This window comes from Mycoplasmopsis gallinacea (genome assembly GCF_900660495.1).
Lineage (GTDB): Bacteria > Bacillota_I > Bacilli_A > Mycoplasmatales > Metamycoplasmataceae > Mycoplasmopsis > Mycoplasmopsis gallinacea.
This window is the reverse complement of sequence record NZ_LR214950.1, coordinates 355,893-377,495: the sequence shown is the minus strand read 5'-3', so window position 1 is coordinate 377,495 and position 21,603 is coordinate 355,893. Positions and strand designations below refer to the sequence as shown.

General features: G+C 27.7%; 18 protein-coding genes and 1 pseudogene. 11 read left to right on the top strand and 8 right to left on the bottom strand.

The features are described 5' to 3' along the window. Nucleotides 1–44: 44 nt before the first annotated feature. Nucleotides 45–1,181 carry a methionine adenosyltransferase gene (metK, locus tag EXC51_RS01395; RefSeq protein ID WP_129620180.1) on the bottom strand — a complete coding sequence of 379 codons (1,137 nt, stop codon included), beginning with the start codon at nucleotides 1,179–1,181 and terminating at the stop codon, nucleotides 45–47. A gap of 559 nt (nucleotides 1,182–1,740) precedes the next feature. Here metK and EXC51_RS01390 point away from each other — a divergent pair. From EXC51_RS01390 to EXC51_RS01380, 3 genes are read left to right on the top strand one after another with little or no spacing between them, the layout of a single operon-like run. Then, nucleotides 1,741–2,997, top strand: a complete 1,257-nt coding sequence (locus tag EXC51_RS01390; protein WP_129620179.1) for a hypothetical protein — start codon at nucleotides 1,741–1,743, stop codon at nucleotides 2,995–2,997. Next, nucleotides 2,954–3,376, top strand: a complete 423-nt coding sequence (locus tag EXC51_RS01385) for a hypothetical protein (RefSeq protein WP_129620178.1) — start codon at nucleotides 2,954–2,956, stop codon at nucleotides 3,374–3,376. Before EXC51_RS01390 ends, EXC51_RS01385 begins: the two co-directional genes overlap by 44 nt. Continuing rightward, a complete protein-coding gene (locus EXC51_RS01380) occupies nucleotides 3,351–4,541 on the top strand; it encodes an MnuA family membrane nuclease (RefSeq protein ID WP_129620177.1) in 1,191 nt (396 codons plus the stop codon). Before EXC51_RS01385 ends, EXC51_RS01380 begins: the two co-directional genes overlap by 26 nt. A gap of 189 nt (nucleotides 4,542–4,730) precedes the next feature. Here EXC51_RS01380 and EXC51_RS01375 read toward each other — a convergent pair whose 3' ends face one another. The 5 genes from EXC51_RS01375 to EXC51_RS04155 all read right to left on the bottom strand — a co-directional run bounded on the left by EXC51_RS01375 (nucleotide 4,731) and on the right by EXC51_RS04155 (nucleotide 11,462). Further along, complete coding sequence (locus tag EXC51_RS01375) at nucleotides 4,731–6,275, bottom strand: ABC transporter ATP-binding protein/permease (RefSeq protein WP_129620176.1); 1,545 nt, start codon at nucleotides 6,273–6,275, stop codon at nucleotides 4,731–4,733. Continuing rightward, nucleotides 6,262–7,773 (bottom strand): ATP-binding cassette domain-containing protein, encoded by a 1,512-nt coding sequence (locus EXC51_RS01370; RefSeq protein ID WP_165001810.1) that lies wholly within the window; start codon nucleotides 7,771–7,773, stop codon nucleotides 6,262–6,264. Before EXC51_RS01370 ends, EXC51_RS01375 begins: the two co-directional genes overlap by 14 nt. A 279-nt stretch (nucleotides 7,774–8,052) precedes the next feature. Then, entirely contained in the window at nucleotides 8,053–9,282 is a 1,230-nt protein-coding gene (locus EXC51_RS01365) for an IS3 family transposase (RefSeq protein WP_165001809.1), read from the bottom strand. Nucleotides 9,283–9,290: 8 nt separating this feature from the next. Continuing rightward, nucleotides 9,291–11,252: a class III lanthionine synthetase LanKC N-terminal domain-containing protein gene (locus EXC51_RS01360; protein ID WP_129620173.1), complete on the bottom strand. Its 1,962-nt coding sequence runs from the start codon at nucleotides 11,250–11,252 to the stop codon at nucleotides 9,291–9,293. A gap of 54 nt (nucleotides 11,253–11,306) precedes the next feature. Then, entirely contained in the window at nucleotides 11,307–11,462 is a 156-nt protein-coding gene (locus EXC51_RS04155) for a hypothetical protein (protein WP_165001808.1), read from the bottom strand. A 276-nt stretch (nucleotides 11,463–11,738) separates the two neighbouring features. Here EXC51_RS04155 and EXC51_RS04205 point away from each other — a divergent pair. Continuing rightward, nucleotides 11,739–12,013, top strand: a pseudogene (locus tag EXC51_RS04205) (IS1634-like element ISMsy1 family transposase); the annotation flags it as partial. Between the two features lie 124 nt (nucleotides 12,014–12,137). Here EXC51_RS04205 and EXC51_RS01355 read toward each other — a convergent pair. Together EXC51_RS01355 and EXC51_RS01350 are read right to left on the bottom strand one after the other, a co-directional pair. Beyond that, nucleotides 12,138–12,827 (bottom strand): DUF402 domain-containing protein, encoded by a 690-nt coding sequence (locus tag EXC51_RS01355; protein WP_129620172.1) that lies wholly within the window; start codon nucleotides 12,825–12,827, stop codon nucleotides 12,138–12,140. A gap of 17 nt (nucleotides 12,828–12,844) precedes the next feature. Then, nucleotides 12,845–15,022, bottom strand: coding sequence for an MYPU_1760 family metalloprotease (locus EXC51_RS01350; protein ID WP_129620171.1), 2,178 nt, complete (start codon nucleotides 15,020–15,022; stop codon nucleotides 12,845–12,847). 173 nt (nucleotides 15,023–15,195) lie between these two features. Between EXC51_RS01350 and EXC51_RS01345 the strand changes: the two genes are divergently transcribed. The 7 genes from EXC51_RS01345 (at nucleotide 15,196) to pyk (ending at nucleotide 21,526) form a co-directional block, all read left to right on the top strand. Further along, entirely contained in the window at nucleotides 15,196–15,411 is a 216-nt protein-coding gene (locus EXC51_RS01345) for an MAG6790 family protein (RefSeq protein ID WP_129620170.1), read from the top strand. Nucleotides 15,412–15,593: 182 nt separating this feature from the next. Continuing rightward, nucleotides 15,594–16,550 carry a phosphate acetyltransferase gene (locus EXC51_RS01340; protein WP_129620169.1) on the top strand — a complete coding sequence of 319 codons (957 nt, stop codon included), beginning with the start codon at nucleotides 15,594–15,596 and terminating at the stop codon, nucleotides 16,548–16,550. Nucleotides 16,551–16,553: 3 nt separating this feature from the next. After that, a complete protein-coding gene (locus EXC51_RS01335; protein WP_129620168.1) occupies nucleotides 16,554–17,753 on the top strand; it encodes an acetate/propionate family kinase in 1,200 nt (399 codons plus the stop codon). Next, nucleotides 17,740–18,177 (top strand): pantetheine-phosphate adenylyltransferase, encoded by a 438-nt coding sequence (gene coaD / locus EXC51_RS01330; protein ID WP_129620167.1) that lies wholly within the window; start codon nucleotides 17,740–17,742, stop codon nucleotides 18,175–18,177. Before EXC51_RS01335 ends, coaD begins: the two co-directional genes overlap by 14 nt. Beyond that, on the top strand, nucleotides 18,170–18,754 hold the full coding sequence (yihA, locus tag EXC51_RS01325) for a ribosome biogenesis GTP-binding protein YihA/YsxC (protein ID WP_129620166.1): 585 nt from the start codon (nucleotides 18,170–18,172) through the stop codon (nucleotides 18,752–18,754). Before coaD ends, yihA begins: the two co-directional genes overlap by 8 nt. Beyond that, nucleotides 18,747–19,949: an MAG1430 family protein gene (locus tag EXC51_RS01320; RefSeq protein WP_129620165.1), complete on the top strand. Its 1,203-nt coding sequence runs from the start codon at nucleotides 18,747–18,749 to the stop codon at nucleotides 19,947–19,949. The genes yihA and EXC51_RS01320 overlap by 8 nt, the downstream gene beginning before the upstream one ends. A 143-nt stretch (nucleotides 19,950–20,092) precedes the next feature. Next, nucleotides 20,093–21,526 (top strand): pyruvate kinase, encoded by a 1,434-nt coding sequence (pyk, locus tag EXC51_RS01315; protein WP_129620164.1) that lies wholly within the window; start codon nucleotides 20,093–20,095, stop codon nucleotides 21,524–21,526. The last annotated feature ends 77 nt before the right edge of the window (nucleotides 21,527–21,603 follow it).

Sequence of the window (21,603 nt, the reverse complement as noted above, 5' to 3'; positions counted from 1 at the left end):
TTATTTAATCAATTTAATAATTAAATTTTAAAGAAAAATAGAAATTATTTGCTTAATTTAGCAACTTCTTTTTTAAGTTCTTCAACTTTATCTAATCTCTCTCAAGTAAAGTCTAAATCATCTCTACCAAAGTGTCCATAGTATGCAGTTTTTTGGTAAATTGGTTTACGTAAATCAAGTGCATCAATAATTCCTTTTGGTGAAAGATCAAAAATGTTTTGGATTGCTTGCTCGATGATGTTATTATCAACTTTGTTTGTTCTGAATGTTTCCACCATAATTGAAACTGGCTGAGCTACTCCGATTGCATAAGCTACTTGAATTTCAACTCTATCCGCAAGACCTGCAGCTACAACGTTTTTAGCAATTCATCTAGCTGCATAAGCTGCTGAACGATCTACTTTAGTTGCATCTTTCCCTGAGAAAGCGCCACCACCATGTCTTGATGCTCCACCATAAGTATCCACAATAATTTTTCTACCTGTCAATCCGGTATCACTTGATGGACCCCCAATAACAAATTTACCTGTTGGGTTAATTAAAATTTTTGAAGGTACTTCTAAGTTATATTTGTCAAAAACATATTTAATAATATTATCTTTAATGAATTGTTTAAATTCTTGTTCGTTGAATTTTTCATCATGTTGAATACTAATTAAAACTGTATCAGCAGTTACATTTTTTGGATCTGTATAATCAAGAGTTACTTGACTTTTCATATCAGCTTTAGCTCATTTAAATTCTCCGCTTACTCTTAAATCTTCAGCACGACGAACAAGTTGGTGCGCAAGAGTAATAGCAAGAGGCATATATTGAGGTGTTTCATTTGTTGCATAACCAAACATAATCCCTTGGTCTCCAGCACCAATTTCTTTATCTAAATTAACACCTTGAGCAATGTCAGGGCTTTGAGTTTTAATATCAACAATAAAGCTAGTTTTGTGTGAGTAGTATCCTAAACGTTTTAAAATGTTTTTACAAATTTCAATAACGTCAATATCAACAATTGACCCAACTTCACCAGCTATGAAAATATTGTGACCACTAGCCATAGCTTCAACAGCTACTTTAGCGTGTGGATCAAGAGCTAAATAAGCGTCTAAAATAGCATCTGAAAGTTGATCACAAACTTTATCTGGGTGTCCTTTACCCACTGATTCACTTGAAAATAATTTTCTCATAAAAAAACCTCTCTTTTGCGCGATAACAAAAAAGAGGTTAGGATTATTTTTGCATGCTGGAAATTCCCTAACTATCCACCTTGCAACTAGCAGGTTGGCAATGGTCATCGCTGTCAAGCTACCATACTCTTTATGCATCACGAATATTTATTATATTTAGCACGTAATTAAATGTGCTCAATTATTATAAACCAAAAAAATTAAAGCCAAAACTTATTTTTTGCCAGCTAGGTAAAAATGCATCTTTTTATATTTATATAAATAATTAGTTAAAAATTATCAATTTAAACTTCTTTTTATGTAAAAAATTTACAAAAAATCTGTGATTTTAAAAATTGATAACACAATTATTTATTATTAAAGTAAGTGAAGAAAAATAAGCTAGATAAAATAGCTTTTTTGGTTTTTCTAACAAAGAATTATAAGGGAAAAAATTTATAAAAAATTTTATAAAATGACTTTTTAATTAATTGTGAAAACTTTAATGAAATTTCTTTTTTGCTATTTTTTTACCTTTATAATACTTGGGAAATTCAATAAAAAGAAAGGGATATATATTATGAAAAAACTTAGAGGATTATTTTTATTAGCACCACTTGCAGTAGCGCCTGCTTTTATGTATGCATGTAATAATACAGCTAAAGAAGAAGGGGCAAAAAACCAAGAAAGCTCTGAAAAAACAACAAATACTAATTCAGAGGCTACAAAAGAAAACAATCCAAATAATTCTAATCCATCAGCATCAACTAATTCACAAGCAAACCAAGAAGATAGTAATCAAGGAACAGGTACACCAAATTCAGATTCAAGCCCAGTACCATCAAATGATACGCAACCTAGCCAAGGAACTAGTTCAGAAGGGGATGGAACAGCTAATTCAGGTTCATCATCAACAGATAATGCACAACCAAATCAAGGAAATAGCGATGCAAATTCTGATTCTTCATCAAATACATCAGATCAATCAGGAGGAAATGCTCCAGTTGAAAACACACAACCGACTCCACAACCAGCTAGCGGAACTGTAGAACCAGCAACTGAAAATAGAGAAGAACAAACTTTAACCCCTTCTCAAAGGGTTAACTCAGATAACAACAACATTATTTCATTAAAAGAAGGTTTTGATTATTCAGATTTTTATAAATACATCGATTTTTCTAAAACAACTGGAAAACCAAGTAGTCTTATTTATAACTACCAAGATGGTACAATTACTACAAGTAGCAGCGGAAAAAATGGATATACAGAAAAAACATGAGAATTTAATTTAAATAGAGATAACTTTGATAATTCTTTAGATTACAAATTAGCTACTCATGAAAACCCTCTTTGAAATCCAAGTAATACTCAAAAATATTATGTTAGCAAGTTTTTAAACTTTACTTATGATGAAGTAAACAACACAATTACTGTTTCATATAAAGTAGTTTATTCAGGACCAAACCAAATTGAAGAAAGTTCTTACACAATTTCAGATGATGTTTTCACTTCTGTTTTACAATTACCAACTCAAGCTAAAGAAACCGTAACCACTTCAAATACTGAAGCAGAAAATAGCACTCCTACATCTGAAGAAAATGCACCTGTATCAACAGATTCAAGTTCAAATTCATCAGAAAATACAACAGATACAGAATCAAATGGTTCATCTAACACGGATACAAATGTAGAAGAAAGAAGAGAATTAACCATTGAAGAGAAAGTAAATGATGAAAACAATAATAATTTAATCGTTCTTAAAGATGGACAAGATTATTCTACTTTTGAAGAATATGTTCAATATCTTGGTTCAAAAAGAAAAAACATTAGACTTTAATGTCGAGAATGGTCAAAGTATTTCTACATATTCAAAATATACCGGTACTGAAATTTACTTTGATTTCAATTCAAGAAAATTTAATGATCAACACTTTAGATTATCTCATCCAAATGGTAAATACAAAAAGACAAGCAGCGGAAATAGATATTTCGTAGAACGTAAAGTTACATTTGAGTACGATAGTGAAAACAGAACTCTTGTTCTTTATTATAGAGTTGTATATTTTAATGCAGGATTAACAGAGAAATCTGTTCCTGAAAAAAGCGACATAATAATTTCTGATAAAGTTTACACATCAACAATCGTTCTTCCAAATGGGGTTGCAAGTGTAGAAAACACTGAAACCCCAATTGAATCAGCTGAAGCTAGGAACTAGTGAAAATTTAGACAATAACAGCTTCAATAACGTCGAGGATAATAATCAACCTTCCGTAGAATATGCCGCCAGACATGATTTAAGAATAGCACATTACAATATTCTTAATTTTGGTATTTCTGAAGAAGAAGAATTAACAAATGAGTTCCGTTACAAAGTGAAATCATTGGCATATAACATTAGCCAAGTTAATCCTGATGTTATTGGAATTACTGAATTAAATTACGGAGCTGGAGCACAAGTTTCAAAAATTGTAGATCAATTAAACCTTTATAGTAAATCTCTTTCTAGAAACTACAAATTTATTTTACAAACACCTGAAGAAGCAAATAATCCTGAAGTAAATTCAGATACAGTTGAGCAAATTGCAATTATTTATGATGCAAATAAAATTGATCCTAGTCTTTTTTCTAATAATTCTAGTTCAGCAAGTTTTCATGGCTCAATTCAGTTAATTGGTGAAAATGGAACTCTTACTAATAAAAGAAAAAGATATCAAAGACCTCCTTTTGGAGCAAGGTTTAAATTAAAATCAAACAATAAGTTTTTTACAACTATTTTTGCTCATTTTGATTCTCCGGGAGCGAAAACTAAAAATAATGAAATATCTATTAAAGCAGTTCCTGATGGAAATGGTAGAGTGATTTATCTACAAAAAGCACAAGGTAATTTTGAAATCAGTGAAGCTTATGGACTTCCATATGTTATTGATTACTTTAAAAGTTTAGGCGGAGAAAAAATTATTTTTGGTGGAGATACAAATATACAAGCAAATAATGATAAATCATTCATTTCTTCATTTAAAAGAGGTTATTCAACTGGATGAAAAGATTTCAATGAAGATAAATACTTAACTTCTTTAGGCAGAAATCAAAGTATAGATGCATTTTTAAGTAACCGTAGACCAACCGGTTATTCACAACCATATGACAAAATGATTTATGACACAGCACATTTTAGACAACCTGAGAAAAACAAAGATATATTTAAATTAGATGTTCTTAATATGTACAAAAACTGAAGAGAAAATAAGAAAAATGAAACTTATAAATCAACAATAGAAAGTATTTGAAATGAAGAAGTTGGAACTTCAACAACCCCTTCTAACTACTTTTCAAAAACATCAGATCACCTTCCTGTTTATATTGATTTAGAATTTATTTAAGATGTTAATTATCGCTCAGAATATGGAATTTCATATTCTGAGTTTTTATTTTAAAAATGAGTGTTTTTTAATTTAATTATGATATACAGTAAGATAAATAGTTGATTTTTGTTGTAAAAAACACCTTAATACCTTTGTTAAAAAGGAATTAAGGTGTGAATAATCTTTTGTATTTTTCGAATAAATTAATTAGGTTAAATTAGTGATTTTATCTATTTTTCACATCATTTGTTGATCAAAATGATGTGAAATAAAAATAATTGTTTTATCTAAATTAATTAAATATTCAAAAATTGAATTTTGTTTATCTTTATCTAAATTACTTAGCGCTTCATCAAAAATATAAATTTCTTTATCTTGGGATAAAACTTCAAGAATTTTTAACCTTTGTTGTTGACCAAGGGAAAGTTGACTTGTTTCTAATTCTTTTTCAAAATCCACAAAATCAATATGTAAATTTATAAGTTTATCTTTAATATTTTCATTATCTCAATATGAAGTAGGTATTATTTGGGGTAAAACATTTTCCTTATTTAAGACTGAAATATTTAATGATAAATCATCATCATTATTAATTTTATAATCATTTAAATACAAATCACCAGAATAATCACTAATAATGTTGAGAAGAATGTTTGTTAGAGTGGTTTTTCCACTTCCGCTTTTACCTATAATTAAGTGCTTTTGATTTTTAAAAATTTCTAAATTAAAGTTATTAAAAATTTGTTTTTCTTCATAAGCAAAACTTATTTTTTCAAGAGTTAATTTTTTAAAATGCACTTTATCTAAAGTATTTTTAGTTCTGAAAGTAGCAAAAAAATCATTAACTTTTTTATTATATTCTTTAATAGTTTTAAAGTCTTGGATCGTTGAAAAGACAACAGAAGCACTTGAGCTAAATTCTTGATATTTAACAATAAAAATTAAGAATAAAGCTAAGTTTATGTAACTATTATTAAGAAGCACAATTCCCACAACCAAAGAACATAATAAACTAGCTCAATTAATAATTTGAGTTATAAATGAAACAAGTTCGCCTTGAGCAGCATATTTAGCTTGCTTTTGATATACTTTTTCAATTCTCTCAATAAACAATTTAGCAAGCAGTTCTTTCTTATTTGCAAAAACAAAGCTACTAAAATTAGAAATATAATTGCCAATTTTGACATAAATATCATTTTGAAGCGATTGGGATTTAATTGTAATTTTGCTTTTTAAAACAACAACAGTTAGATTTAAAAGTAATTTTATACTTGTTAAAGCAAGAAGTATTAAAAGAATAGTTCATGATAATATACCATACAAAATTATATAACCAAAAAATAATGATAAATGTCCAAATACCACAACATGAACTAATGCATATTGAGCTATGTAATGTGAATCAGTTTCTAAGTTGTTAAGTATCATTTCATTTGACTTGTTTAAAAATTCTCTAGGGTGAAATGTAGAATATTTACTCATAAATGCATTCCGCAAATTATTTTGAGTAACATAGATTAATTTAATGAATTTTTTTTGATTTTGAAACTCAATATACAAACCTATAATTTCACAGGCAAAAAAACCAAGAATGTAGTATAAAGAAGCATTGACACTATCATCATGAAGATTGCCAATGGCTTGGTAAAAGCACCAAACACCAAAAACAGTAAGAAAAGAAGAAAGCACTCTAAATAGAACAGAAATTAAATATAATTTTCTATCTTTGAAAATTAGTCTATTTCATTTCATGAACTACTCCTTTTTCTACTTTTCAAATTCTATTAAATAATTCTTTATGCTCTATTTTGTGGTTATGAGAAACGATAATCACTGTTTTATTTAAGCTTGATAAATATCTTAAGATTTCTGTAGTTGCTTTCTCGTCTATATTACTTAAAGATTCATCAAAAAATAAAATTTCTTTGCCTGAGTTAATTGCTTTAATCAGTGAAATTCTTTGTAATTGGCCATGTGAATATTGCGGGTTCTCGATATTAATTTGCTCATTAAGATCTAGTTTTTCTAGATCAAAAAGTTTTAATAATTCCTTAGTATTGTTAATTAAATCATCATTGAAGAAAGTTAAGTTTTCAAGCAAGTTCCCTTCTAATAAACTTTCTTTTTCATCGGTTAAATAACTTTGATTCAATAAATCCAAATTGTTAACTTTTTTGTTATTGATTAATACTTGTTTTTGATCAACAATAGGTAATGATCCAGTAAGGTTTAATAAGAGAGAGCTTTTTCCTCCACCACTTTCACCAAAAATAAGAATTTTGTCATTTTTATTCACTGTAAGATTCACATTTTGCAAAATGGTTTCATTAGTTTCTTTAGATACAATGCTTGCATTTTCAAGATTTAATTGTTGAAAACTTAAATTTCCTTCTTCTGGTTTATCAATTAATTGATTAGTTAGTTCATTTTTTGAATATAAATCTGACTCTAATTGTTTAAAGTGCATCTTACACATATAAACATTTAAAAACATTGCCAAAAATTCTTGAATAAATGATTTAAATGAAGGTAATTTAGTTAAGATAACTCCAAATAACGAAATAGTAAGAAAACTAGGTGCAAATAAAGTGATAAATAATGAAATAACAATTACTAAAGCAGCAAAAAGAAGTGCAATTAAATTTTGCCAAAACATAAATGCTCCATAAATTTTAGTAAAAATATTAATGTTAGACATTACTTCTTTATTCAAGCTTTCTTTATAACTGCTTTCTAAATTTTTAAAAGTAGCATTAATTGAATTGGTAAAAAGTTGTTTTGTGATGTTTGATGAAATTTTTTTAGGGGTTATCATTAATTGATTGTTCATATATGATAATTGTTCTCCCTTTTTTTGGGCAAGCATCGGCAAAATAATTGAAATTATAGTTAGTGGCAAAATATAAGCAAGTACGATTGGACTAATTATCGCAAGAGAAATTAAAGTGGCTAAAAAAGAAACAAGTCTAATAAAACCATTTATAAAACTTAAATAGTATCCTTGAGACAAAAGATCTGGTGAATTTGAGAAAGCGACAAGTCTACTTTCATGCGAAACAAAAGCTCACTTTGCAAAGTTTTTTGAAAATAACTTATGAATCATTTCTTTAAGAACAGTTTTTTTAAATAAAAAGTTAGAAATCAAAAAGAAAAATTCATTAATTAAGATAGAAATTGTTGCAAAAAGACTTATTAAAAGGAATTTAATTAAAAGATTTTTAACTTGAGTTCCTTTGGAATCTAATTGCAAAACAGCTAGAAATTTATTAAAATATGATACTTCTAAAAAATTAATTAGAAAAATAATGGTTGTAAAAATCAATGCTAAAAAAACTATAAATCAATTCTTTTTCAATACATTCTGCATCTATAATTTTCCTCTATTTAAAATTTCTTTATATAAAAATTTTGCAACCTTATAATTAGCGTAAGTTTCTTTTCAATTAGAGTTTTCGCTTTTAAATTCTCCATTTTTATTAATAAAATAAGATAAATTATAAACTGGGACACGAAAAGTGGACAAAAAAGTTTAATTTGGTAAAACACCTCAACACTCTTGAGGTGTTTTTCAATTTAATACTGATTGAATTCTTTCATTGTTGTATCAAAATACAAAATCATCGATTAGTGATTTTAATTCATTAAAAGTTATTTTTGTAATGTCGATTAATTTTAAACATTCTGATTTTAAAATTGAAAAGAAATATTCTGCTTCTCTATTATCTAAAGAATTTCCAACTCTACCCATTGATACAACACCATTGTTTTTCTGAATTAAATCTACATAAGTTTTTGAAGAATATTGGAAACCATGATCAGAATGAGCTATTCATTTTTTGTCCATTTTGATTTTAGACATATGTTCCATTACTAGTTCTAAATCATTTCTTTTTGAAAGATTATAATTAACAACAAATTTGCTTTTGTGATCAATCGCAACAGATAAAAATACAAAATTGTTTAAGCAATCTTTTGGTGCAGAAATATAAGTAACATCAGTAGCAATTATTTGGTTTGTCTCTCCATGATAATCACGATTAACAAGATCTATAAATTTTACGTTTGTGTTCTTTTGTTCTCTGTCTCTTTTCTTTCTTCTGGTTAAACAAAATAAGTTTAATCTTCTCATTGCTCTACCAATAGTCCTATAATTTAGAGCTATTTGGAATTTTGTTCTAATATAGCTTTCCAATCTTTTTCTGCCAAACAAACCCTTATTTTTCTTAAATGACTCAATTATTAATTCATCATATTTAGTATTTACAGATTTTTTTCTCGCTTGCTGATCTTTATTTTTTAGATTGTGAATTGTTGACTTAGATTTATTAAAGCATAGACCCAATTTTCTTGTAGAAAGTGAAGATTTCTTGATTTTAGAAATATCAACTTCAATATTATTTCTATCAAAAGAGTCTTTATAAATTTCTAAAATCTCAATCAATTGTTCCTTAGGCATTTTTTCTCACTCCTTTTTTACAATTTCGATAGGAGTAATTTTTTGCTTCCTTGGTCTACCTGAACCTTTACCTTTTTTAGGTGATTTACCTGTTTGCGATTCTATATTTATCATTCCTAAATTATATCTGTTATACTTCAATACAAAATATTTTTTAGCATCATTGAATTTTCTATCAAAGAAACTAAAACCTCTAATTGAGTAATATTTAAGTTCAAAATCATTTTTCGATATCAAATTATTTTTGTAATCTTCATAACTACCGAATAGTTCTAATCATTCATGTGCCTTTAATTGTCTCATAATACCTCCTAAATATATAAAAACACTAAATATGGTTGTGTCCATATTTCGTGTCCTAGTTTATTATAAGTTTGATCTATTGCGTTTTTAATAAATATTTTATTTTTAAAAAGTTTACCAACATTATGAATTATCACAATATTACCTATATTACCATTTAAAAAAGATTGCTTAAAAGTAAATTTATTAGTTAATGAATCAGTAAATTTTAAAATTCATTCATCAAATTTATTTGATCGAGTTTTTACTTTACTAAATAAAAGTAATGCAATCAAAAAAGCGAGCCCATAATTTAAATAAGGAGAATAATAATTTTTAACTTTTACTCCATATGTATTTTCTTTTGTTTTAACAACTTTTTCTGATATAAATTCATCAAATTCTTTAAATAATATTTCAGAATTTGTTTTTTTATTTGAAAAAAGAATATTAATTATTTTTTGATATCTATCAGTAAGATCTAAATCTATTTCCGCATCAATTAAATTTAATTTTACATATTTAAATTTTCGAATTCAAAACGAAAATCTTTTAAAAGATAATGAAAGAAGAAACCTGATATCGACAAAGGTTTTTGATTCAAGTCTTTCTTCTAAATTGTGTTTCTGTGATGATTTAATCTTTAAAAAATTTATAACTTTTTCTTTATTTTTTTGTTCAAAATAAATGTTATCGTTTAATTTTTGACTTTTTAATAATTGAATTGATTTTTCAAAATCAAAAATTTTTACATTAGATAAATAATCTATAATTTCAAAGAAACCAAAATCTATATTAGTTTTAGAAATAATAAAATTTAAGTATCTTAAATAATTTTCAAGATCTGGATCAAAAGATAAAAACTTTTTATAATCCAATAGTAAATCGCTAATTAATAAAGCTAAGCTGATATTGTTTTGATTCAGGGGTTTTTTATCTAGTTTACAAATAGAATTACATACATTAATTTTTTTATTCGACCCTTCAAAATAACTGTGTTCTAAATCAATTAAATATAGTTTTTTTAGTTTTCTGTCATATCCAAAATTAGATAAATTATAATCGTTTATGTTAAATTTTTTATTTTGAAATTCTTTATGCATTTTAATAAATTCTAATGTAATAATTTTTAATTCAGAAATAAATTCGTTTGAGAGAGTTTGCTCTAAATTAATTGTTTCTCTTAATTTTCAAATGTTTAAGGGTATTATATTTAAGTATTCTCAAACAAAAAAACAATCCCCTTCGATTTCAAAACTTTCAATAAACTTAGGCACAAATTCACTTAATAATTTCAAGGAATTATTGACTTCGTTTTCTCTTAAATTTATACTTGAATTATTTTCATCGTAAAAAGTATAATTCCTTGCTTGTTTTGCAATATAAAATTTATGATCATTTATATTTTTTAATAAATAAACACTGGAAGTAGTTTTCTCTTTTAATAAACTAATAATTTCATATTTTTGATTTAACAATAATTTATTTAAATTTGTATTAACTTCTTGTAAATCTTGAATTCCAGATGTTAGACTAAATACTCTCCTATTATCATATTTATTTTTATTTACATAGTAACCATATCTGTAAAATAAACATCCAGAATCTTTGTATCTTCTATCCCCTACAATTAAAGGTGAATTAAAATCTTTTAATATTTTATGGAGTTTTTCTAATGTTAAAATAGCTTGTTCTCTATTTTCTGAATAAATAGTTATAAATTTAAAAGCATTTTCCAATTTCACTTCATCTGTAAGAAATTTGAAGTATGTTGTTTTATCTTTTACAAATTTAAATGTTAATTTTGAATTTATTAAGAATTTGAAAACTTTATCAAATATTAATGAGATATTATCATTAGTGGCACTTATGTGAATTTTTCAACCCAAATCAGGCAAAATTTGATTTTTATTATTTAAATATGTAAAAAACTTATAAGTTTTTATCTCGTAAAGATGATTTACAAATTGTATTTTAGAGTCTATAAACATATAAATAAACCTTTCAATTTTGATTATTTAATTCTTATATTTTTAAATAAATCACTATAATGAGCATTTATATGAATTTGGACAAAAGAATGTAATTTTTAAAAACTCTGATTCTTGGTTGCTTTCTTGCATCAAGAATTCACCCACATAATTTTGTATTAATGGTGATTGTTCAATTAATGAATTTTGATTATAAATTTCATTCAACATATTATTTTCTCCTTTTTAGTATTTATTTTATGTTATGAATAAAATAAATGCCCACAAGCTTTGTATTTATCTTGTGAGCATTTATTTTTATTAAATTATTAAAATTCGAAATATATTTTAATCAGATAATCCACAAAACAATACAAAAGACAATCATTGATTCACAATAATTGATTTCTTGATGTAAAAACGTTTGTTTGTGTTTGGTCTATTCATAACAAAGGTATTATATATTAATTTCTTTATTTAAATAATGAAAAATATAAGTTATAAAAATTTAAAGAAGAGCATATTCTGGCGCATGTATTTTTATGTTTCTTACCTCTTGTTGTTCTACAATATTCAATCTTTAAACTAAAAAATTCTATGAAACAAATGGAGAAATTCAGAAAATTTCAATTAAGAAATTTATAGATGCTTTAAAACTTATAAATGTCACTCAAAAAATAGTAAATGATGAAGTAGTATCCGAAATTACAAATAATTTGGATCCTTCACAGAAAGAGTTGAAGAAAATATATAGTGATTTTTACAACATGCTAGAGAAATAGTTCTAGTAATTTTTAAGACAAAAAAACGAATACGTCTATATAGTAGATGTATTCGTTTGTTAAACAGTTTTAACTTGGAAACTCAGGATAGGAACTAAAAGCAAAAATAAAAAGCCACAAGAGATTACTCATGACTTTTAGGATTATTTTGCATTTTTTTTGATTTATGTTGTTTTATTTTATTTTTCACTACTTTTTTGGACTTCTTAGGTTTATTTAAAGAAATTTCTTCACTTATAGCATAGCTATAAAAGTTTTTACTAATAAGCTTATCTTTGAGAAGTATTTCTAAATAATAATCAATAATTTCATCATTAAAAAAGTAAGAAAAACTGTTGTAATCTTCAATAATGTTTTTTATCTCTTCATAGATCTTGGTTTTAATTTCATCACTATAGTTCATAAGTTTTGAATTTTGGCTGAATTCTTCACGATCAACTACTTGTAAATTCTTACCAGGATAGCATTTAATATCTAAATCATAATCAATAAACTTGATTGTATTATCTTCAAAAATAGGTTTTGAAGCCATGTTTATATAATAATATTTTCCAATGTTTTCTTTAAAAAGAACAATAGCATTATAAAAGGAGTTTTTTGGAAGAAATCAAATAGCATTTTCATTATATTTTCACCCATTGTTTTCACGATTAAATTCAGTTACTTTAGTTCCATATAAAAATAAAACAATGTGTCTTTTGTTTTGGAATATAACCTTAGCACCATTTCACTGGCGATATAAGAATCCATTGTGTTTATAGGCCTGAACGTTAATCATTGAACCAATTTTTAACTTTGAAAAATCTCATTCCATAATCCCTCCTTTCTTATTTATTTTCGCACTTGAATTTTGGTTTGTGAATCTACATTAGTTACTGTAATTTTATATGTATTTGAATTTTTTTCTAAATCTTGGCTTGTAATAGATGATTTTTCAGTAGAAACTCATCTTTGAGTTGGAATTGAAAGCTCTCTATGAACGATTTCATCACCAGCATCATAAATTCCGTTTTGGTTAAGATCTTTTCATAAAGCAATCACTGAATTGTTTTCTAATTTTATAAAATCTTTAGTTACATAAGGATAATATTTTTCTTTTGGATAAATTCTGCTTCTAATTTGATCATTTCTAGTAGCAGGATCTCAAAGTGATGCCCCTGTGTCTATTTTTGATTTACCAAAGAAACTAAAAGTATCTTGGTATTCAAAAGGAGTAACTTGAATATCACCTGAGCTTTTAATAATTGCAAAACCAGTGTATTCTTTACTTGGCATATAACCAATAAATTTAATATCTTGAGTGTAAGCATCTTCGCTTTCAATAGCAGTGTGATACTTGTGATTTTCATTTAATGAATCACCTCATCTTCATTTAATATCTGAGAAGATTTGAGCAATTTCTTTACCATATCCCATTGTATTTAAGAACAATTGGTAAAATTCTTCCGATCTATTTTTAGTTCTTTCTTTCTCAAGAGTATTTCCATTTCTATCAATAAATTTAGAAGCATCAAAAATGTTATTTGGATAAGCAAGGTATGCAGGCTGTTGTTTTGAAGCTTTTAAAATTTGGTTAGATGGTTTAATATAGAAAGTTTTTCATCAATCTTCAACATTAGCCGAAGGAAGATAATTATATGTTTTTCTATTTTCTAAGTTTGTAAAATAAAGCCCACTTCAAGAAACATACGAACCATTATTTTTTAAGTATAAATCTCTTTTTTGAGCGTTATTATCATCATTGATATCAAAATATGATTCAAAAGCATATTTTGTATATTCACGCGGCACAAGTTCAGTTAATGAGAAGTAGTATTGAATTGTATTTAAACCAATTTCAAATTTAATTTCTGGTTTATTAGTATCGCTTTGATTTACACCATAAATTAATTGGGTATCATCTACAGTTGTGAATTTATTTGTAATATCTGCAGTGTTTGCTTCGTTAGCTAATCTTCAAATTTCATTTAAAGATAAAGTTGTAAATAAGGTATTTTCAGCAAGATCTGGACTCACTCTCAGTGTAGTTTTAATTGGGTTATTATAAAGCGCTTTTTTATCAACATCATAATTTAAAAGCTTTTTAAAATTACTTGAAAAATAACCATTTCAATATTGAGTAAGCGAATGCTTGTGGCCACTAGCTAAACTTGAAGCTGAAGAATCTTTGTAATAAAGAAGCTGCTGAGTTTTAATGTCTTTATTATTTAAATCTGTGTTTTGATCAGATTTTTTTCCAGTTTCGGCATAAAATGTTGCTCAGTGGTGCATATATTCGTGAAATAATGTAGTTGTCATATATTTGACAATTGAAAATAAATCTAAACCTTTTTCAGCTAAGCTAGCCCCATTTAAATAGATGTTTTGAAGCTCTTGAATGTATAACCCCTTAGTTTTAGGTGGTGATACAAAAAAGTTGTTAATGTTAATTTCTTTTAATGCAAAAACTTCAGGACCAAAAGGTATTTTACGTTTAAATTCAGTAGCTAGTAATTTTAATCCTTCTTCACCAAGCAAGTATCTTGGTATTTTATAAGTTGTAATTGATCCATCTTCATTAGTTTCTGTTATTTCATCTTCATAGTAAGCAAAATCGACAAATCTAATTTTAGTTACTGGATCCACATATTCACGATAGACTTGATTATCAATGTTTTTAACATCTTTAATAAATTTCTCTGCACTTTTGTAATAATTTTCAACAATTTCTTTTTTGGATTTACTTGAATCGATTTGAAGTGTTTCAAGATCATAATCTGTAACTAATTTGCTCATCAGCGCATTATATTGGTCTGCATCTTCCTTATAAAAAAATGGAGACTTGTATTCTTTGCGAATGGCAATATCGTCAGTAATGTTTTTAATTGTTGGAGCAAAATACTGGTTTGAAGAGCTATTTAAAAGATTTTGAAGCACACCAGAAGCATATATTCCATATCCTGCAGCTCCAGCTGCGGCAAGCGACCCTAGAGCAACAACTGGAAAAATTCATTTAGTACTTTTTTTCATTATTTTTCTTTCTTTTTACTATATTTTACTTTTTAATTATACAATTAAAACTATTTTTTAGCCCCTTGTTTAAGGAGATTTTTTATGAAAAATTGCCATAAAAACACCCCTTTTATAGCTTATAAGCTCCGAAAATAATATAATTTAAGTGTAGTAATAATGGAGGTACTTATATGTATAAATATAAAGCAAAATTACTTTCAAATGGTGAATTAGTAGCTCAATCAAATTCACTTGAAGATCTTGAAGGGCAAATTAAAAGCTTCCGCCGTAAACAAAAATACGGATTACACACTAAACAAAATGAAAAAATTCAAATTCTTCATGTAGAAAGAAACAACCTTGAAGGTGCTAGCCACTCAAAAGAAGTTGTTCTTAAAAACGTTTAGATTTTCTTTTAACCAAATTATGAAAGTAACCAGATTGGTTACTTTTTTCATTGTTATGGAATAAATTATGAAAAAACTTTATAAATAGCAATATTATTGTAAAAAACTTATAAAATAAGACTATATTTAACTAATTATTAGTTAATTAGTATTATTTAATTAAAAATGACTTAGGAGTTAGTATGAATATTGAAGCTTTACTTGAAACAAAAGTAAGTAATTTAAAAAGTGTTAAAAAAATTGTATTAATTGATGGTGATGATGAAAGAATGCAAAAAGCTGCAAAGCTTCTTGCACAACATAAAAACATCGAAACAGTGCTTCTTGTTGAAGAAGATGTAAAAGGGTCATCAAACCTTAACTTTTTAAATATTAATGCAGATAATAAAAAGATGGAAGAATTAGCTCAAAAATACTTTGAGATCAGAAAAGGTAAAGAGTCAATGGAACAATGTATTGAATCTTTATCAACTAGACCGTTTTATGCAATGATGCTTTTAGCTAACGGAGAAGCTGATGGTGTTGTTGGTGGACTTAAGTATGCTACAGCGGATATTTTAAGAGCTGCTTTTAAGGCGATTGGACCAAAACCAGGAACCAAAACAATTTCTTCAGTAATGCTTATGCACAATGGAGAAAGCAACTACATTTTTTCTGATATTTCAGTTAATGTTAAACCAAATGAAGAGCAACTTGCAGATATTGCTCGTAATGCTAATGATTTTGCTCTTCAAATGGGATTTGATCCAAGACTTGCCTTTTTATGTTTCTCAACTTCAGGGTCAGCAGTTACTGAAGAAAGCAAGCTAGTTAAAAAAGCAACTGATTTATACAATGAAACAACTACAGGCAGAAAAGCTCTTGGTGAAATTCAACTTGATGCTGCTATTGATTTAGAAATTAGAAAAGCTAAATACAAAGGCGAATCATACAAACATAGTGCAAACGTTCTTATTTTCCCTGATTTAAATGCTGGAAACATTGGATACAAACTTGTTCAAAGATTTGCTAATTATGGTGCAATTGGACCTATTGTAGTTGGAACTAAAAAACCAGTTAATGATCTTTCAAGAGGAAGTACAATCGAAGATGTTTATAACACAGTGTTAATTACTGCACTTCAAAGTGAGGAGAAATAAGATATGGAACACAAAATTTTAGTTATTAATGCAGGTAGCTCATCAATTAAATTAAGCTTATTTAACAAAGATTCTTTAGAACTTCTTGCAAGTGGAATTGCTGAAAGAATTACCCTTCCAATGGGTAACATTTCAATTAAATTTAAGGGTGAAAAATTCGAAAAAGAAGTAGCTATGCCAAATCATGAAGTAGCTGTTGAAGAAGTGTATAAATTAATGCAAGAAATCAAATTAATTGAAAACAAAGATGAAATTCAGTACATTGGATTTAGAGTTGTGCAAGGTGGAACTTACTTTAGTTCAACTTCAAAAATCACTCAAAAAGAAATTGATTTAATCCAAGAGTGCTCAATTTATGCACCTTTACATAACCCAGGAGCTGTCCAAGCCATGTATGGGTTTAAAAAAGTTTTCCCTAATGCTCTTTTAAGTGCGGATTTTGATACTGCTTTCCATACTACAATTGATAAAGTAAATAGCACTTATCCAATTAACCGCGAACTTGCTGAAAAATTAAAAATAAAACGTTATGGAGCTCACGGAATTAGTCACCAATACATTACTGAAAGATTAAGCCAGATTCTTGGTAAAGAAAAAGTTACTTTTGTTAACTTACACCTTGGAAATGGTGCAAGCTTATGTGCTGTTAAAGATTCTCGTTCATTTGATACTTCAATGGGACTTACACCACTTGCTGGAATTATGATGGGAACACGTAGTGGGGACATTGATCCTTCAATTCACCAATTTGTTAAAGCACAAACTGGAATGGATGTTGAAGAATTTACTAATTTACTTAACAAAAAAAGTGGTCTTTTAGGTGTATCAGGAATTTCAAGTGATATGCGTGATGTACGTGATGCAGCTCTTAAAGGTGACGAAAATGCACAATTTACACTTGAGTTATTTGCTCAAAGAGTAGCTGATTATACAGCAATGTATGCAAATAAACTCGGTGGAAAGATTGATGCAATTGTTTTTACCGCTGGTATTGGAGAAAATGATAAAAGCATTCGTAGAATGATTGTTGAAAAATTATTCTTTAAAAACATCAAGCTTGATCTAGAACTTAACCAACTTAGCCGTGGTTCTGAATATCGGGTAATTTCAGCTCAAGATTCAGAAGTTCCTATTTATGTAATTTCAACCAACGAAGAACTTGTAATTGCTAAAAACGCAAGAAAAATTTATGAAAACAGATAAAAAAGCAATTTATGCAGGATCTTTTGATCCTTTTCATGATGGACATTTTCAAATACTTCAAAAAGCCGCTCGGCTTTTTGATTTTGTTTATGTAATTGTTTCAATTAACCCAGATAAACCAGATGCTAGCGATATTGATATAAGATATAATAATACAAAGAAATTACTAAGTAATTTAACTAATGTGCAAGTATTAAAAAACAAAGACCGCTTTATTGCTGAAATTGCTCAAGAATTAGATGTAAAATATTTAGTAAGAAGTGCAAGGGATGTAATTGATTTTAATTACGAACTTGAACTTGCAGCAGGGAATAATAGTTTAAATAATGAATTAGAAACCGTTTTATTAATCCCAAGTTATGAGTACATCAAGTATTCATCAACTTTAATTAGACATAAGGAGAAAATGAAAAAAGATGTTTAAGTTTGTCAAATCTAGCACCGAAAAAAGCAATTGATATGAGCATAGCAATAAAGAGATTGCTTTTTGAGGTCGTTCAAATGTTGGTAAAAGCTCACTTTTAAATGCCATTGTTGATAATAAAAAGCTTGCTAAAGTCTCTAAAACACCAGGAAGAACGCAGCTTTTAAATTTTTTTGAAAATGAGCATGGAGCTGTCTTTGTGGATCTTCCAGGTTATGGATATGCAAAACTGTCACAAGGCCAAATTCAAAAAATGATGAAGATGATTGAAAATTATCTAATTGAGCGAGATAATTTAACTCATTTATTCTTGCTTTTAGATTCAAGAATTCCAACAACTAAAAGTGATAAAGAGGTAATGGAATTTTTAACAAGAATCAACTTACCTTTTACTGCAGTTTATACTAAAGTTGATAAGTTAAATCAAAAAGAAAAGTCAGCTTTACTTAAAAGAATTAAGCTAGATATGCAAAATTACAAATTTGACAAATACCACATTGTTTCTTCTGAAACTTCTTATGGAATAGCAAATTTAATCAATCAAATTAATGAAATATTTGGAGAAAATCATGAGTAAAAAAAGAATGTCAAAAGGTCTTAAAAGCGCCCTTTTAATTGGTGGTTTTGTAGCTTCAGCTGGTTTTTTTGCTGGAACAATTACAATGGTGCATTATTCAAAAGTTACTAAAGAGCTTACATTAAAGGATTTTACATTACTTCAAAGTGATGCTTTTAAAAAGAGAATTAAAAATGAGCTTGCAAGTAATTATGCAACTTACCAAAATACTTTTTCAAAAGCAAAAAGTGCTTCATATTTTGAAGATAACTTCATTTTTAGCTCTATTAAAAACCAAAATCAACTTGCAACTCAAGATTTAGCTCTCATTGGACCAAAAGGTGAATTGCTTAATGTTTTTAACAACGGTGAAGTGAATTTTTACTTTGATTCATATGCTAACAACTTAGAAGGCAAATTATTTATCGTTGTAACTATAGCTCCAAAATCTAAAACAGATAAAAATAAACAAGTAGCAACTTTTGAAATTGATGGATTTAAAAAACTTGCTCTTAGTGACATTAGCGAAAATATGTTTGTATCAAGCGTAACTGAGAAAGCTGCTGAGTTTGAAACATACGAAAACTTTGAAGCCTTTAAAAACGCATACCAAAACTTAGAAACCGAAGCACAAAAAGCAGAATTTTTAAGTAAGCACTTTAACTTTGAAGCTTCAAAATTTGCTCAAATTAATTTAGCTCAGTCAAATTTAGTTTTTGTTTCAGATAACAATGTTGTATTTAATTTAGTGCTCAATGCAAAAGTGGATGCAGCTAAAACAGATAAGCTAATTAATGTTGAAGTTGATAAACAAATTAATACAAGAGCAACTTATGAATATGCTATTCAATTCTTTAATGTTAAAAAGTTATTTACTAACTTTAGAGCAACTGTTGTAAATAAGGAAAATGGTGACAAAATTACTGTGGATGAGCTTAAAGCTTCATATGTCAAAAATAGTCACAAATTCTCTAAATTAAATCTTGAAAATCTTCCTGAAGGTTATGATGCTTCATTTGATCCTGAAGTAGGTGAAGATGAAAATAACTACATTCTTAGCTATTCTGTTTTCAAAAACCCAGATGCAAGAACTTTGCTTTATATGTCTAAATTAAAATTATCTAAGGATTTATTTGCTTTAACTAATGCAAGCGATTCAAGTGCTACAGCTAATAACGCTGCAAACAATGAATCAGCAGAAGCAAGTGGACACTAAAATATTGATATGTAATTTTTTCCTTTTTAAGCGTTTAAAAATAGTCATTTCTATGGCTATTTTTTAATCAATGTGATAAAATAGAACTACTTAAAGCTAAATTTTTAAGAAAATGAGATTTAACTAATAAAATTAGGAGAAAAATGAAACTTACAGAAAAAAGAACAAAGTTAGTTGCAACAATTGGACCTTCAAGTGATAATTATGCAACATTACGTTCATTAGTAGAAAATGGGGTTACATGTGTTAGAGCAAACTTTTCACACGGTGATCACGCTGAACAATTAAACAAATTTGTTATTGCAAAACAAGTATCTAAAGATTTAAACATCCCTGTATCATTAATGCTTGATACAAAAGGACCTGAAATTCGTGTTGGAAAAATGACTGACGGTGCTCAACTTATTAAAGCTGATACAGAAATTTTAGTTCACACAACACCAGAAGCTTTTGCTAACCACCTTGGAACAGAAAACGAATTATCTGTTTCATATGATATGTCACAAGATTTAACAGTTGGAAACCAAGTGCTTTTTGATGATGGTAAATTATCAACAGTTGTTACAGAAGTTGGAAAAGGATACGTTAAAGTTAAAGCTGAAAACAACCACAAACTTAAAACAAACAAACGTATTAACCTTCGAGGTGTTGACTTTACCCTTCCTTTCTTAGCTGAAAAAGATATTAACGACGTTAAATTCGGAATTGCAAATGGAATTAACTATGTTGCTGCTTCTTTTGTTAACTCAGCTAAAAACGTGCATGAACTTAGAAAATTACTTAATGAAAACGGTGGATCACATGTTCAAATTATTGCTAAAATTGAATCACACCTTGGTGTAACAAACATCGAAGAAATCGCTGAGGCAGCTGATGGAATTATGGTTGCTCGTGGAGATTTAGGACTTGAAATTCCTTACTATGATGTTCCTTACTACCAAAAGAAAATGATTAGAGTTTGCCGTGAAGCAGGAAAACCAGTTATCGTTGCTACACAAATGCTTGATTCAATGGAAAATTCACCACACCCAACACGTGCTGAAGTAACAGATGTTTACTTTGCTGTTGAACTTGGAGCTGACTCAGTTATGCTTTCAGGTGAATCTGCAAATGGAAACTTCCCACTTGAAGCTGTTAAAACAATGACAGCAATTAACAAAAGAGCTGAAAAAGAATTCTACTCAAAAAATTACTACGATGTTCAACTTGAAAAAGTTAGACAAAATTCAAACGATATGGATGTTCGTTCACTTATAGCTTACGATATTGCTAACCGTGCAAGAAGAGGTGATTACAAATTTGTTGTTGTTCTTTCAAGAACAGGAAAACTTCTTAAAGAAGTTGCTAAATTCCGTCCAAACACATTAATTATTGGTCTTTTAGAAGATGAAAAATTAGTAAATGGATTTGGAGTTTACTCAAGTGTATTTACTTCTCTTGATTCAAAATCATTATTTAGCGAAGTTAAAGCTGATCATTCAAAAGGACAAGAAGCTCTTGCTCCTTATGGTGCACAAAAAGGTGACAAATACCTTGTTGTGGAAAACCAGCAAATTACAGAATACGTTGTGAAATAATTAAACGCATTCACAAGACATAGCTAGAGCTATGTCTTTTTCTTTGCAAAAATAGGTGCAAAAAAACTAAAGCCATT